This is a genomic window from Halococcus hamelinensis 100A6 (genome assembly GCF_000336675.1).
Taxonomy (GTDB): domain Archaea; phylum Halobacteriota; class Halobacteria; order Halobacteriales; family Halococcaceae; genus Halococcus; species Halococcus hamelinensis.
On record NZ_AOMB01000010.1, the window covers coordinates 1 to 13,854 of the forward strand.

Annotated in this window: 15 protein-coding genes; 9 read left to right on the forward strand and 6 right to left on the reverse strand. The window is 68.2% G+C overall.

Translation table 11 applies throughout. The features are described from left to right. From C447_RS03520 to mce, 4 genes are all read left to right on the forward strand, one after another. A partial coding sequence (locus tag C447_RS03520) for a TIGR00366 family protein (protein WP_007691003.1) occupies window positions 1-642 on the forward strand: 642 nt, incomplete at its 5' end. Window positions 643-744: 102 nt separating this feature from the next. Then, complete coding sequence (locus tag C447_RS03525) at window positions 745-1,317, forward strand: GNAT family N-acetyltransferase (RefSeq protein ID WP_007691005.1); 573 nt, start codon at window positions 745-747, stop codon at window positions 1,315-1,317. Between the two features lie 48 nt (window positions 1,318-1,365). Continuing rightward, window positions 1,366-3,048 (forward strand): acyl-CoA mutase large subunit family protein, encoded by a 1,683-nt coding sequence (locus C447_RS03530; protein WP_007691007.1) that lies wholly within the window; start codon window positions 1,366-1,368, stop codon window positions 3,046-3,048. Beyond that, a complete protein-coding gene (gene mce / locus C447_RS03535) occupies window positions 3,045-3,428 on the forward strand; it encodes a methylmalonyl-CoA epimerase (RefSeq protein ID WP_007691009.1) in 384 nt (127 codons plus the stop codon). The genes C447_RS03530 and mce overlap by 4 nt, the downstream gene beginning before the upstream one ends. A gap of 277 nt (window positions 3,429-3,705) precedes the next feature. Here mce and C447_RS17870 read toward each other — a convergent pair whose 3' ends face one another. After that, window positions 3,706-3,879 (reverse strand): hypothetical protein, encoded by a 174-nt coding sequence (locus C447_RS17870; RefSeq protein ID WP_160162921.1) that lies wholly within the window; start codon window positions 3,877-3,879, stop codon window positions 3,706-3,708. Between the two features lie 18 nt (window positions 3,880-3,897). Here C447_RS17870 and C447_RS03540 point away from each other — a divergent pair, with 18 nt between their 5' ends. Then, a complete protein-coding gene (locus C447_RS03540) occupies window positions 3,898-4,590 on the forward strand; it encodes a competence/damage-inducible protein A (protein ID WP_007691014.1) in 693 nt (230 codons plus the stop codon). 201 nt (window positions 4,591-4,791) lie between these two features. Next, window positions 4,792-5,874, forward strand: a complete 1,083-nt coding sequence (locus C447_RS03545; protein ID WP_007691016.1) for an ATP-NAD kinase family protein — start codon at window positions 4,792-4,794, stop codon at window positions 5,872-5,874. 32 nt (window positions 5,875-5,906) lie between these two features. Here the strand turns inward: C447_RS03545 and C447_RS03550 are convergent, their stop codons facing one another. Genes C447_RS03550 through C447_RS03560 form a run of 3 tightly spaced genes read right to left on the reverse strand, consistent with a single transcriptional unit; the run spans window position 5,907 to window position 9,930 of the window. Beyond that, window positions 5,907-7,010 (reverse strand): ABC transporter ATP-binding protein, encoded by a 1,104-nt coding sequence (locus C447_RS03550; protein ID WP_007691018.1) that lies wholly within the window; start codon window positions 7,008-7,010, stop codon window positions 5,907-5,909. After that, on the reverse strand, window positions 6,998-8,782 hold the full coding sequence (locus tag C447_RS03555) for an ABC transporter permease (protein ID WP_007691029.1): 1,785 nt from the start codon (window positions 8,780-8,782) through the stop codon (window positions 6,998-7,000). Before C447_RS03555 ends, C447_RS03550 begins: the two co-directional genes overlap by 13 nt. Continuing rightward, a complete protein-coding gene (locus C447_RS03560) occupies window positions 8,782-9,930 on the reverse strand; it encodes a thiamine ABC transporter substrate-binding protein (RefSeq protein ID WP_007691030.1) in 1,149 nt (382 codons plus the stop codon). The genes C447_RS03555 and C447_RS03560 overlap by 1 nt, the downstream gene beginning before the upstream one ends. 111 nt (window positions 9,931-10,041) lie before the next feature. On the opposite strand from C447_RS03560, the gene C447_RS03565 reads away from it, so the two are divergent. Then, a complete protein-coding gene (locus tag C447_RS03565; RefSeq protein WP_007691032.1) occupies window positions 10,042-10,365 on the forward strand; it encodes a 4Fe-4S dicluster domain-containing protein in 324 nt (107 codons plus the stop codon). Window positions 10,366-10,744: 379 nt separating this feature from the next. Here C447_RS03565 and C447_RS03570 read toward each other — a convergent pair whose 3' ends face one another. Next, a complete protein-coding gene (locus C447_RS03570; RefSeq protein ID WP_237713320.1) occupies window positions 10,745-11,140 on the reverse strand; it encodes a hypothetical protein in 396 nt (131 codons plus the stop codon). Window positions 11,141-11,239: 99 nt separating this feature from the next. On the opposite strand from C447_RS03570, the gene C447_RS03575 reads away from it, so the two are divergent. After that, a complete protein-coding gene (locus C447_RS03575) occupies window positions 11,240-11,449 on the forward strand; it encodes a DUF4177 domain-containing protein (RefSeq protein ID WP_007691035.1) in 210 nt (69 codons plus the stop codon). After that, window positions 11,446-12,516, forward strand: coding sequence for a hypothetical protein (locus C447_RS03580; RefSeq protein WP_007691036.1), 1,071 nt, complete (start codon window positions 11,446-11,448; stop codon window positions 12,514-12,516). The genes C447_RS03575 and C447_RS03580 overlap by 4 nt, the downstream gene beginning before the upstream one ends. A 5-nt stretch (window positions 12,517-12,521) precedes the next feature. On the opposite strand, the gene C447_RS03585 is transcribed toward C447_RS03580, so the two are convergent. Continuing rightward, window positions 12,522-13,733, reverse strand: coding sequence for an AI-2E family transporter (locus tag C447_RS03585; protein ID WP_007691037.1), 1,212 nt, complete (start codon window positions 13,731-13,733; stop codon window positions 12,522-12,524). Window positions 13,734-13,854: the final 121 nt, after the last annotated feature.

The following is a 13,854-nucleotide window of genomic DNA, read 5'->3' on the forward strand; positions in this document are numbered from 1 at the left end:
CCCGCCGACCCCACCCCCAGCGACCGGATCAACAACAGCCGGATCGTCGGTGGGGTCATCGCGCTCACCGGGGTCGGGGTGGCGGTCTGGACCTTCGCGACCGACGGGCTGGCCGCGCTCAACCTCAACGTGATGAACTTCCTCTTCCTGTTCATCGGCCTCGCGCTGTTCACCAGCCCGGAGGCCTACGAGGACGAGTTCGGCGAGGCGGTGCTGGCGACCAGCGGCATCATCCTCCAGTTCCCCTTCTACGCGGGCATCATCGGGATGATGAACGCCTCGGGTCTCTCGACGACGCTCGCGGAGACCCTGGTCTCGGTCTCGACGCCGGCGACCTTCCCCGCGGTCGCGTGGATCACGGCGGGGATCATCAACTTCTTCGTGCCCTCCGGCGGCGGCGAGTGGACCGTCATCGGCGAGACGATCCTGGGGGCCGCCGACCAGCTCGGGGTGCCGCCGGGCCAGGCGGTCGTCGCCTACGCGGTCGGCGACGCTCACACCAACCTCTTCCAGCCGTTCTGGGCGCTCCCGCTCCTCGGGATCACCGGGATGCGCGCCCGCGACGTCTTCGGCTACGCCGCGACGGTGATGCTGCTCCTGATACCGTTCCTCGCCGCGGCGCTCATCCTGATCCCGTACTGAGCGCCCAACCGGAGCCCGTCCACATCGACGGCCCCCGCACCGGAAACGAACTCCGGAACGGTGCCGAAAACGCTTTTACTCGCCGGCGGTCCAACGGGTGGTATGTACGTCCGGAACGCGAGAAACCACGAGGAAGTCTGGCTTCTGGACCACATCGAGGCGATGGGGCTCGACGACGCGGCGTTCCGGTCGCGCGATTACGTCGTCGCGATCGACGAGGAGTCCGACGAGAAGGCGGGCTTCGGCCGCATCCGGGTCCATCGCGCCGACGACCCCGCCTGCGAACTCACCGGTATCGGCGTCCTCGACGGATGGCGCGGCCAGGGTGTCGGAGCCCACGTCGTCGAGCGGTTGCTCGACCGCGCGAGCGACGAGGGCTTCGAGACGGTCTACACCTTCACCGACCAGCCCGACTACCTCGACCAGTTCGGGTTCGAACGCGTCGACCCCGCGGACCTCCCGGCCGTGCTCGGGAGCCGCTTCGAGGCCAAACGCGAGACCATGCCGGACGCGGTGGCGCTCCGCCTGGCCGTCGAGTCGTTCTCGCTGCCCGAGCGCCTCCGCGAACGGTTCAAGCACGCCGCCCCCGCACACGAGGAGGGCGAGGTCGAGGAGTCACCGGAGGACTTCGGGATCGAGACCGAGAACACGACCTACAAGTACGACACCGGGTGAGCGGTTCGGCGAACAACCGTTAAGGTCGCGTCGGCCCGACCCCGGGGTATGTTCGACCCCGACGACCTCGCCGCGATCCGGTCGGCGAAAGACGAGTGGGAGGACGACACCCTCGACCCCGTTCTCGACCGCTTCGGCGAGCGAAAGGAGGCGTTCACCACCGACACCGACGGCCACACCGTCGACCGGCTCTACACCCCCGACGACCTCGCTGACCACGAATACGACGAGGCGTTCGGCTTCCCCGGCGAGGAGCCGTTCACGCGCGGGGTCTACCCGACGATGTACCGCGGGCGGCTCTGGACCATGCGCCAGTACGCCGGGATGGGGACGGCGAGGGAGACCAACGAGCGCTATCAGTACCTCATCGACGAGGGCCAGACGGGACTGTCGATGGCCTTCGACCTGCCCACGCAGATGGGCTACGACTCGGACAACGAGATGGCGGCGGGCGAGGTCGGGAAGAGCGGGGTGGCGATCGACTCGATCCACGACATGGAGACCGTCTTCGAGGGGATCTCGCTCGACGACGTCTCCACGAGCATGACCATCAACGCGCCCGCCTCGGTACTCTTGGCGATGTACATCGCCGTCGGCGACCGGAAGGGCGTCCCGCGCGAGGAGCTCCGGGGGACCATCCAGAACGACGTGCTGAAGGAGTACGTCGCGCGCAACACCTACATCTACCCGCCGGAGCCCTCGATGCGGATCATCACCGATATCTTCGAGTTCTGCGCCGAGGAGGTCCCGAACTTCAACACCATCTCGATCTCGGGCTACCACATCCGCGAGGCGGGCTCGTCGGCCGCCCAGGAGATCGCCTTCACCCTCGGCGACGGCATTCAGTACGTCGAGGCCGCGCTCGACGCAGGTCTCGCGGTCGAGGAGTTCGCGCCCCAGCTCTCCTTCTTCTTCGCGTCGTACAACAACGTCTTCGAGGAAGTGGCGAAGTTCCGGGCCGCCCGCCGGATGTGGGCCAAGATCATGGACGAACGGTTCGGGACCGACGACCCCGACTCGAAGAAGCTCAAGTTCCACACGCAAACTGCCGGCTCGACCCTCACCGCCCAGCAGATCGACAACAACGTGGTCAGAGTCGCCTACCAAGCGCTCGCGGCGGTGCTCGGCGGGACCCAGAGCCTCCACACCAACGGCAAGGACGAGGCGCTCGCGCTCCCGACCGAGAAATCCGTTCGCACGGCCCTCCGGACCCAGCAGATCCTCGCCCACGAGTCGGGTGCGGCCGACACCGTCGACCCGCTCGCGGGGAGCTACTACGTCGAGAGCCTGACCGACGAGTTGGAAGAGGAGGCCTTCGAGATCCTCGATACGGTCGACGAGAAGGGCGGGATGCTTCGGGCGATCGAGGACCAGTGGGTCCAGCGCCAGGTTCAAGACGTCGCCTTCGAGCGCCAGCGCGAGATCGACGAGGGCGAGCGAACCATCGTCGGCGTCAACGAGTACCAGGTCGACGAGGAGCCCGAGGTGGACATCGAGGAGGTCACCGAGGAGGACCAGGAGCGCCAGCGCGAACGCCTCCAAACGGTCCGCGACGAGCGCGACGACGAGGCCGCCGAGGACGCCCTCGCGGCGGTCCACGACGCCGCCGCAGGCGATGCGAACCTCATGCCGTACCTCGTCGACGCGGTGAAGGCCGAGGCCACCACCGGCGAGATCTGCGACGCGATGCGCGAGGTCTTCGGCGAACACCAGGGCGGGGCGGCGCTGTGAACTTCGACCACGCCGGCATCGCGACCGACGACGCCAGCGGCCTCGCCGACCGCTTTGCGACCCTCTTCGACATCCCAGTCGTCCACGAGGAGACCTTCGACGGCATGACCGTCGTCTTCCTCGACTGCGGGAACGGCTATTTCGAACTCCTCGAACCCGAGGACGGTGGCACCATCGCGCGTTATCTCGACTCCGATGGTCCGGGCATCCACCACCTCGCGCTCGCCACCGACGACATCCGGGCGGCGCTCGACCGGGTCGTCGACCACGGCGTCGAACCGATCGACACCGACCCGCGACCCGGCGCGTGGGGCCACGAGGTGGCGTTTCTCCACCCGAAGTCGACGGGTGGGGTGCTGGTGGAACTGGTCCAGCATTAACCGCCCCCACCTCCACCTTTCACGCCCCACCTTTTGCTGCACTCGTTCGCTTCGCTCACGGGTCACTCCGTTCCCCGTTCGCATCCGAGGTTCTCCCTTCGGTCGAACCTCGCGCCGCTCACTCGCTGGCAAAACGTGGATCAAAAGCCACCGGCAGAGCGTAACTCTGCCGAGCCTGCGTTCGTTCCACTCACGCAGACCGCGTCACCCCACTCGCTTTCGCTCGGGGGTTCCTTGGCCCGCTCGCTCGGCTCCGCCTCGCTCGCGGTACGATTACTCACCAACCGCCGACCGCCCCGCACAGCACCGCCTCCGCCGAAGCCCTCACTCGCTCCGCTCGTTCGCCCTTCACCCGCCAGGGACCGCCCCCGCGACCGCGCCACAACAGCCGCCGCACCGCGGCCGCGGGCCGCACCGCCCGCCGGCGGGCGACCTCCGGGCTTTTAGTCACCCGTTCCCAAGGGGAGCTATGCGCGTCGCGCTCCTCTCCGTCGGCGACGAACTCCTCGCGGGCGACACCGTCAACACCAACGCGGCGTGGCTCGGCGAGCACCTCACCGCACGCGGCGTCGCGGTCGTCCGCTCGGTCGTAGTCCCCGACGACATCGACACCATCGCCGAGACCATCCGCGACCTCCACGAGCGCGCCGACGCCGTCCTCATCACCGGCGGTCTCGGCCCGACCCACGACGACCTCACGATGGACGCGGTGGCGGCGGCCTTCGACCGCGACCTCGAAACCAACGACGAGGCGGTCGACTGGCTCGAAGAACACGGTGGCTACCACAGCGACGACCTCGCAGAAGGCACCGCGGCACTCCCGACCGGCGCGCGCGTCCTCCACAACGAGGCTGGCGTCGCGCCGGGCTGCGTCGTCGAGTCGACCTACGTCTTCCCGGGGGTCCCCGACGAGATGCACGCGATGTTCGAGGGCGTCGCCGAGGAGTTTTCGGGAACGATCCAATCCGTGGAGTTCGTCCACGTCGACGAGCCCGAGAGCGCGCTGCTCGACCGCTTCGAGGAGCTTCGCGACCGCTTCGACGTCACCCTCGGGAGCTATCCCGGCGATCACGTCCGGGTCAAGATCCAGAGCCCGAACGAGGAGACGGCGAAGTCGGCGGCCGACTGGCTGGCCGACCGCGTCGACCTCGTCGAGGAGTGAGCCCGGTCAGCGGTAGAGGTACGCCACCCACGCGATCACGAGCGCGATCCCCGCGATGGTGACGACGAAGCCCGCGCCGTTGATGACCCCGGTCTGGACACCCTCTTGGAGGACGAGTCCGTTCATGGGGGGAGTTACGCCCCCGGTGGCTTATGTGGTTCGAGTCGGACGGCTTTTGCCGATTCCTTCCCTACCCGACGCATGCGACGCGTGGGCTTCGTGGTCAACCCGGTCGCCGGGATGGGCGGCCGAGTCGGCCTGAAGGGAACCGATGGCAAAGTCGAGGAAGCCCGCGAGCGCGGAGCCGAACCACGCGCCCCCGACCGCGCCCGCGAGGCGCTCGATTCCCTGGCGAGCCACGCCGACGAGGTCGAGCTTCTCGCCGCGGGCGGCGGGATGGGCGCGAGGGTGGCGCGAGCGGCGGGTTTCGACCCCGAGGTCGTGACCGACCCGCCCGAGGAAACCGCCGCCGACGACACCCGCACAGCAACCGAGACGTTCGCCGAGCGCGACGTGGACCTCGTGCTGTTCGTCGGGGGCGACGGCACCGCGGTCGACGTGGCCGAAACCCTCACCGAATCCGACCCCTCGATCCCGGTCCTCGGGGTGCCCGCCGGGGTCAAGATCTACTCGTCCGTCTTCGCGGTCTCGCCGCGCGCGGCGGGCCGGATCGCGGCGACCTTCGAGCGAACGGAGTCCCGCGAAGTCAACGACATCGACGAGGACGAGTACCGCGCGGGCGAGGTCCACACCGAGCTCAAGGCGCTCGTCGAGGTCCCGGTCGCCGAGGAGGTCCAATCCAGCAAACAGCTCGCGGGCGGCACGGTCGAAACCCTCGCGGCGGGCGTGGTGGCGAGCGTCGAAACGGGTACGACCTACGTCCTCGGACCGGGCAGCACCCTCGGCGCGATAAAGCAGGAACTCGGGTTCGAGGGCACCTCGCTCGGCGTCGACGTCTGGCGGGCGGGCGAATCGGGCGAGAGCGGCGAACTGCTCGTGCTCGACGGCAGTGCCGACGAGATCGAAGCAGCCCTCGGCGAGCGCAACGTCGTGGTGGTCTCGCCGATCGGCGGCCAGGGCTTCGTCTTCGGCCGCGGCAACCAGCAGATCGCGCCCGCCGTGCTCCGGCGCTCCGAGGTCGAAGTCGTGGCCTCGCGCCGCAAGCTCGACGGCATCGGCGTGCTCAGAGTCGATACCGGCGACCCCGACCTCGACGACGACCTTCGGGGCTGGCGGAAGGTTCGAACTGGACGGTTCGAACGCCGGATGATGAAGGTCGTATAGCGCCGTCCGGGATGCGGAGCCGCTGACCGCGACTACTCGTCGGTCAGTACCTGAACGTCGTCCGTGTCGAACGCCAGACGAACGGTTCCCTCCGGCGGCCGTCGCCCGCCGGTCTTGACGAGTACCGATCGGTCGTTCCAGCGACAGTGGAGCCGATAGGCGTCGCCGAGGAACTCCCGGCTCTCGACCGTCGCGGTCATCGTCGTGGCGGCCGCCCCCGACGATCCCACGTCCCCATCGGTCACTCGGATAGCCTCGGGACGAACGCAGAGCGTCACCGGCCTTCCCGCCGAAACGTCCGACGCGTTCGGGAGCGTGACGTCGAGCCCGTCGACCGACGCTCGGGGTGGATCCGTACCCGTGATCTCCGCCTCGAAGCGGTTGTTGTCGCCGACGAACTCGGCGACGAAGCGCGAGGCGGGTTCGCGGTAGACCCGTTCGGGGGTGTCGACCTGTTCGATCCGGCCGTCGTTGACCACCGCGACTCGATCGCTGACCGCGAGCGCCTCGGCCTGGTCGTGAGTGACGTATATCGTCGTAATCTCGAGGTCGCGCTGGATCGCCTTGAGCGTGACTCGGAGCCGCTCGCGGAGGCGCGCGTCGAGCGCCGAGAGGGGTTCGTCGAGCAGCAGTACGTCGGGTCCCGGCGCGAGCGCGCGGGCGAGCGCGACGCGCTGTTGCTGGCCGCCCGAGAGCGCGTCGGGGTCGCGCTCGGCCATGTCGGCCATGTCCACCAGCGAGAGGAGGTCGTCGACGCGCTCGCGGGTCGTGACCTCACCCGGTGGGTCGTGGAATCGCAGGCCGTAGCCGACGTTTTCGCGAACCGAGAGGTGGGGAAAGAGCGCGTAGTTCTGGAACACGACGCCGACGTTCCGGTCCTCCGGCGGGACCCCACCCATCTCCCGGCCGCCGATCCGAACCGCCCCCGTCGCGGGCGTCTCGAAGCCCGCTATCGCCCGCAGGGTCGTGGTCTTGCCACAGCCCGACGGCCCGACGAGGGTGAAGAACTCCCCGTCTTCGACCGCGAGCGAGACATCGCGGAGCGCGGCGACGTCCCCGAACCGAACGGTCACGTCGTCGAGTTCGACGCCTGTCGGGTTCGTGTCGGCGGGCCCGCGCTCGCTCACGGCTGCCACCGCCCGCCGAGTCGGTCGATCACGAGGAAGCTCGCCGCGGTCACGAGCAGTAGTACCGTGCCCATCGCGGTCGCGGGACCGAGGCTCGGGCCCACGGACCGGTTGCCGATGTAGCGTTCGAGCGCCACGGGCATCGTGTAGGTGTTCACGCCCTGGGAGAGGAGGACCGTCGAGTCGAACTCCCCGATCGAGATCGCGAACGCGAAGGCGGCCCCCGCGAGGACGGCCGCCGCCACCAGCGGGAGTTCGACGTCGACCAGGACTCGAAGTCGGCTCGCGCCGAGCGAGCGCGCCGAATCGAGCAGCCGGGAATCGATTCCGGAGAGGGCGGGCGTGACGTTCCGGCTCACGAACGGGTAGGCCGCGACGGCGTGGGCGAGCACGATGGCGACCGGCCCGCTCGCGACGAGGCGGTGGCCGGCAACCGTCGTCCCGAACACCAGCGTCTGGAGCATCCCGAGACCGACCACGACGCCGCTGACCGCGAGCGGCGCGCTCATCAGGGTCTCGGCGATCCTGGACCCGCGACCGCCCCGCGCCGCGAGCACCGAGACCACCACCCCCATCGGCACCGCGAGGAGGAGGGTGCCGAGGCCGAAGAGAAGGGAGTTCCGGACCGCGGGCAGCGGTCGTATCGTCCCGACGGCGGTCGCGGCCTGCTGGCGCGCGAGGAAGGCGTAGTTCGCCGTCGTGAGTCCCCCCGAACCGGTGAGGCTCTCGACCACCATGCTCGCGAGCGGGCCGACGAACAGGATCACCACGACGATCCCGTAGGCGAACAGCCCGACTCGAACCGGGTCGCGGAGGGTGCGCCACCCAATCGAGAGTCGGTGGCGCGAAAGCGTCGTGGTCCCACGCGAGCGGACCTGTCGTGCCTCGTATCTGAGGTAGAGGTAGGTCAACGAGAGCGAGAGCACCGTCTCGATGGTGCCGAGGGTGGCGGCCTCGCCCAGCGCGAGGTCCTGGACTCGGGCGTAGAGCCAGACCTCGACGGTGGCGAGCTGGAGCCCGCCGAGCGCGAGCACGATCGGAAAGGAGAGGAAGGTGAAGACGAACGTCAGCAGCGCCGCGGTGAGGACCGCGGGAACGAGTTCGGGCAGCACCACGTCGCGAAACGCTCTGAGTCGGGACGCGCCGAGCGACCGCGCGCTCTCGACTCGGCGGGCGTCGACCGACTCCCAGGCCGTGGTCACGAGCCGCGTCACGAGCGGCGCGTTGTAGAAGGCGTGGGCGAGCACGACCGCCTTGAGAGTGAACAGCACGCCGCCGACCGGGCCGAGGCCCACGATCGAGAGGAGATCGTTGAGCAGGCCGTTCCGCCCGAACATCGCGAGGAACCCGACCGCGACCATGATCGAGGGGAGCACGAACGGCACGATCGTGAGCGAGCGGAGGGTTCGCCGGCCGACGAACTCGTACCGCGCGAGGAGGTACGCGCCCGGTAGCCCGACGAGCACGCTCGCCACCGTCGAGAGCGCGGCCTGCCAGGCCGTGAAGCCGAACAGTCCGAACTCCACCGATGGAAAACCGGCCCGAACCCAGCCACCGAGACCCGCGGGCACCCCGAACGGGTCGCGCACCGTGCCGGCCAACATCCCCGTGTAGAAGGGGTCGCCGAGGACGTCCGCGAGCGGGCCGAGGGTGAGCCGACCGCCCCGCACGACGGCCGCGACGAGGACGCTGCCCACCGGGTAGTAGAACACGACGAGGAGTATCGCGAACGTCGCGACGACCCCGACCGGGAGCGCGAGGCGCTCCGCCCGCCGCGCCATCAGCTGCTCGCCACGAGCCGCGACCAGTCCTCGACCCAGCCGCCGACCGACCCCGCGAGGTCGTCGTAGGACATCGTGACGGGGTTCGGGGGTTCCTTGGCGTACTTCTCGAACTCCCGACCCGGCGAGACGCCCTTCACGGCGGGGAACTGGACGTTTCTGACCGCGATCTCCGATTGGGCCCGGTCGGTGAGCACGAACGACATGAACTCACGGGCGAGGTCGGGGTTCTCCGCGTCGGCGAAGGCCGCCATCGCCTCGGGGTTGGCGTAACCCTGGCCGTCGAGGAAGCCGACCTGGTGCCGTCGGAGCTGGGCCTTCGAGTCGTGGTAGTAGACCTGGTCCGTCGAGTAGGAGACCACCATCGGGGCCTCGCCGTCGGTGAAGGCCTGGTAGGCGGGCTCCCAGTCGGCGAGCACCCGGACCCCGTTGTCGAGGAGGTCCCGCCAGTAGTCGAGATAGCCGTCCTCGCCCTTCGCGAGGACCGTCCAGAGCAGGAAGGCGCGTCCGGGGTCCGACTGCTGGGCGTTCTCGGTGATGAGCTCGTTCGCGTACCGGGGTTTCGTCAGCGCGTCGAAGCTCCTCGGCTCGTCGACCTTCGTCCCGTCGTAGACCAGCGTGATGTAGCCCGTATCGTAGGGGATCGCCCGTCCCCGCGGATCGACGTCCAGGGTTTGCTTGATCGCGTCCGTCCCGTCGACGGTCCCGCTCGACCGGAACAGGGGGCTATCGAGCTGTCGGCGCACCCGGACGAGTTCGCTGGTGTTCAGCCCCACGTAGAGGTCCGCGTCGATGGGGGCCCCCTGCTGGGCGCGCTGGACGAACTGGTTGACCCCGTTTTCGGGCACCTGGAACTCCACGGTCGCGTTCGAGTGGCGCTTCTCGAAGGCGGATTTCAGCCACGCGCCCGCGGTGTCCTCGCCGGTGAACGAGGCGTAGGTGGCGACCGTGAGGGTTCCGCCCGTCTTCGCCGACCCCACCGTAGCGGTCGTGTTGCCAGTGGTGTTTCCCTCTCGTCCCGCTCCGCCGGTCGCGCTCCCGTTCGAGTCGGAGCCGTTCGTCGACCCGTCGCCGCTCGTACAGCCCGCGAGCAACGCCGCCCCGACCGCGCCGCCCCCGGCTCGCCGGATGAACGCTCGTCGCTTCATTACCGGGTGATTTCACCCGGTGGAGGTAAACCTGTTGTCCTCGGTCGCCGGGCGCGATCCGGACCGCCACGGTCGAAGGCTTAAGTGAGCGCCCGGTCTCTGTTGCACACGATGGCCATCGACCCCGAATTCGAGCGGAACCGCGAGGCGGTTGACGAGAACGACGGCGTCACCGTCTGGGGACCGGTCGACGAACCCGAGCAGCTGGGCATCCACGGCACGCACGTCGCGGTGGATTTCGACATCTGTCTCGGCGACGGCGCGTGTCTGGAGGACTGCCCCGTCGACGTCTTCGAGTGGGTCGAGACCCCCGGCCACCCCGAGAGCGAGCGCAAGGCCGAGCCCGCAAACGAGGTCCAGTGTATCGACTGTATGCTCTGTGTCGACGTCTGTCCCGTCGACGCGATCGACGTCGACGCGGGTCGGTCGGGATAACGAGCGGGCCGGAACCGAGCTTTTTCCTGCGGTTGGAGCGGTCGGCGCGCGCTCGCGGTCAGCGCGAACGATAGTGAGTGCTGAGCGCGGACACTGTGCGAGGGATGAGCGACGTGAGTGAACGAAGTGAACGAGCGGAGCGAATCGGCTGGGGAGGCGTGTGGGCGGTTGCGGTGGCGGAGAAGTTAGTGGTCGTACCGCGAGCGAACGGAGTGAGTGAGCGGGCCGACGACTGACCAACGGGAAAGAGGAGGCTTTTGATCCACATTTTGCCAGCGTCATCAGAACTGCTAGCAGTTCTGATTGGCACACAAAATCGCGGAGCGATTTTGGGACGAGTGAGCGAGCATCGCGAGCGACTGAGCGCAGCAAAAGGTGGTTACGGGTACGTCGTACCGCTGGTGCTCACGTTCGCGGTGCCGACGGTGGTGCCGTTGACCGTGTTCACCGCGACCACCGTCGTGGTCGCTCCGAGCGGGAGCGGGAGCGTGACGCTGGTCTGACCCGCATCGACCGTCGTCGTGTAGAACGACTTCCCGTTCTCGGTCACGACCGAGAGTTTGGTCACCCCGAGGCTCGTCGTCGCCTGCGGGGTCAGTGAGACGGAGGCCTGGATGGAGGAGGCACCCCAGGCATCGGACGTCGAGAAGCCCTGGAAGACCGCTGGGCTGTTGGATTCGACGGTGATCGTCGGTTGGGCCGTTACACAGCCGGAGCCGACGAGCGCGACGACGACCACGAGGACGAGCATCCGGGTTCGGAGGCTGGAGGTCACTATCCGGTCTCGGCCCCGAACGGTCTTCTAGCTTACGTGATGGCCCACTCAGTCCGGTAATGCGAAACTATCAACCGGCGGGCCGCGTTGGGTTCGGTCATGACTACCGACGAACCGGCTGCGTGGGAGTATCACACCCTCCGGCCGCCACGCGAGGCGACCAAGAAGGAGGCGAGCGACCCGGTCGCCGAACTCAACGAACTCGGCGCGGAGGGCTGGGAGCTGGTTACGACGGTCGAGTACACCGGCGGCGGCACCAAGTACCTCGTGCTCAAGCGTCCGCGCGACGCGGCCACTGATACCCAATGAGCGACGCGGCGGACACCATCGACACCCAGGAGGAGGACACCCAACTCGACCAGGAGAGCATCGAGAACATCGGGACCGCGAACACGATGCGCGAGCGCTCGGGCGAGACCCGCCTCAAGGTCTGGTTCTTCCTCGCGGGCCACCGGGTGGTCGTCACCGGGTTGCTCGCGCTGTTGATCTTCGGGGTGTTCATGCTCGGTGGGACCTACTTCTATCAGTTCCTCCTCACCGACGCCCAGACCGCCGACACGATCGAGACGCTGTTCTCGACGATGATCTCGGCTATCATCACCGGCGTCACGCTCGTGCTCACGATCTCCCAGATCGTTATCAGTCAGGAGAACGGCCCGCTCGGCGACCAGCGCGAGCGCATGAGCAACACGATGGACTTTCGGGACTACACCGAGGAGCTGACCGGCTCGCCCACCCCTGCCGACCCGTCGGCGTTCCTCAGGGTGCTCATCCTCGAGAGCAAGGACCGCGCCGAGGGGCTGCGCGAGTCGATCGCCGACAACGACAACGACGACCTCCGTGGCGAGGTCGACGAGTTCACCAACAGCCTGATCGAGAACGCCGACACCGTCTCCGGCCGGCTCGACGGCGAGACGTTCGGCTCGTTCGACGTGCTCTCGGGCGCGCTGGATTACAACTACGGCTGGAAGGTCTTCCAGACCGAGCGGCTCGCCGACGACTACACCGAGGACCTCTCGGCGGAGAGCTTCGAGCGGCTCGACGAACTCAAGACGGTGCTCACGATGTTCGGCCCGGCTCGCGAGCACGTCAAGACCCTCTACTTCGAGTGGGAGCTGATCAGCCTCTCACAGAACATCCTCTACGTCTCGGTGCCGGCACTGATCGTCGCGGGCTTCATGACGACCTTCCTCGGCGGGAGTTCGCTCTCGGGGGTCGTCCTCGGGGTCTCGGTGCTCGTCTGGGTGACCTCCATCGCGTTCGTCGTCACCTGCCTGCCCTTCCTCCTCTTGATCTCCTACATCGCCCGGATCGCGACCATCGCGAAGCGCACCCTCGCCATCGGCCCGTTCATCCTGCGCGACTCTCAGCGCTGAACCCTTCAGGTGGCGTCTTGGTCGTCGGTTCCGTCGGTCGTCCCGTCGACGTTCGGCGTCGCGCCGTCGGCGACGTCCTCGCGGTCGGCCTGTGGGTCCGTCCCGATGCCCCCGCCGAGCGAGACCGTCGGGGTGAGGGGTTCGCCCCGGACGAGTTCGGGGAGCACGATCCGGATGGCTTCGAGCACCGCGACGAACGCGATGGGGAGGAAGAAGAAGCCGTACCAGCCGAACAGGATCGGCCCCAGCAGGTAGGCGAACATGATCACCACGGCGTCGAGCTGGCGGCCGGTGAGCACGGGTTGGATGAACGTCTGGGGGAGGATGTCGAGCACGAGGAAGTAGACGACGAGTGCGCCGGCGACGAAGACGTACGCCCCGCTCTCCCCGCTCTCGAACGCCTGTACGGCCAGATACGCCACGACCGGGAGGTAGACCACCTTCCCGACCACGATCGGTATCAGGCTGGTGATCCCGGTCAGCACCGCGAGCACGAACACCAGCGGGACCGTGAGTCCCGCGGGCGCGATCAGGTTGGTGGCGACGTAGACCACGCCGGCGAGCACCGCCATTACGCCCACGAACAGCAGGTTGCCGAAGAAGACCGATTCGAGGTCCTCGTCGACCGCCGCGGCGTAGGCGTAGGCGGTGGTGTCGCGCCCGCCCACGAGCGTCCGGAACCCCTCGGCGAGCTGGTCGTCGTTGGTCAAGAGGAAGTGCGCGAGCGTCAGCGCCAGCCCGACGAGCACGAGCCCGCCGGCGACCCCGCCGAGCACCTGGCTCCCGAGGGTGAACGCGGTCTGTGCGAGCTGACGGGGCTGGCTGATGGCTTGCTGTGGGTTCTGAAGCAGGGTCTGTACCGTCTGTTCCTGTGCCGGCGGCAGCATGCTGAGGTCGAGCGCGCCGCTCGTTCCGTCGCCGAGGCTCACGACGCCCGAGAGCTGCTGGACGATGCTGAGGCCCGTATAGAGCACGAGGGCGATGATCGGCACCACGATCAACAACACGGTGAGCCCCGCCGCGATACCGTCGGAGTCGATGTAGTTCCCGAGCCACCGGCAGATCGGGCGGGTGGCGTAGTAGCCGAAGACCGCGAGCACGACCATGCCGGCGAACGAGGACACGACGAACGCGACGAAGACCGCGAGCACGAACACGAACAGCCACCACCCGAGCCGCGCGCGGCTCGTGGGTGGACCGGTTCTGGTCTCGGACATGGCCGTACATGGAACACCCGATTCAAACCGTTGTGGCTTGCCGGCCCGGTTCGGTGCCCCGGCAACGCCCATCCCGAACCCTCTTTGTCGGGCGCGTCCGAGACCTTCCCGGCATCACGCC

What these genes read in the sequence shown, in the direction of transcription:
- C447_RS03525 (WP_007691005.1), top strand. Translation starts at nt 745, where the DNA reads ATGTACGTCCGGAACGCGAGAAACCACGAGGAAGTCTGGCTTCTGGAC.
- C447_RS03530 (WP_007691007.1), top strand. Translation starts at nt 1,366, where the DNA reads ATGTTCGACCCCGACGACCTCGCCGCGATCCGGTCGGCGAAAGACGAG.
- C447_RS03540 (WP_007691014.1), top strand. Translation starts at nt 3,898, where the DNA reads ATGCGCGTCGCGCTCCTCTCCGTCGGCGACGAACTCCTCGCGGGCGAC.
- C447_RS03545 (WP_007691016.1), top strand. Translation starts at nt 4,792, where the DNA reads ATGCGACGCGTGGGCTTCGTGGTCAACCCGGTCGCCGGGATGGGCGGC.
- C447_RS03555 (WP_007691029.1), bottom strand. Translation starts at nt 8,782, where the DNA reads ATGGCGCGGCGGGCGGAGCGCCTCGCGCTCCCGGTCGGGGTCGTCGCG.
- C447_RS03560 (WP_007691030.1), bottom strand. Translation starts at nt 9,930, where the DNA reads ATGAAGCGACGAGCGTTCATCCGGCGAGCCGGGGGCGGCGCGGTCGGG.
- C447_RS03565 (WP_007691032.1), top strand. Translation starts at nt 10,042, where the DNA reads ATGGCCATCGACCCCGAATTCGAGCGGAACCGCGAGGCGGTTGACGAG.
- C447_RS03575 (WP_007691035.1), top strand. Translation starts at nt 11,240, where the DNA reads ATGACTACCGACGAACCGGCTGCGTGGGAGTATCACACCCTCCGGCCG.
- C447_RS03580 (WP_007691036.1), top strand. Translation starts at nt 11,446, where the DNA reads ATGAGCGACGCGGCGGACACCATCGACACCCAGGAGGAGGACACCCAA.
- C447_RS03585 (WP_007691037.1), bottom strand. Translation starts at nt 13,733, where the DNA reads ATGTCCGAGACCAGAACCGGTCCACCCACGAGCCGCGCGCGGCTCGGG.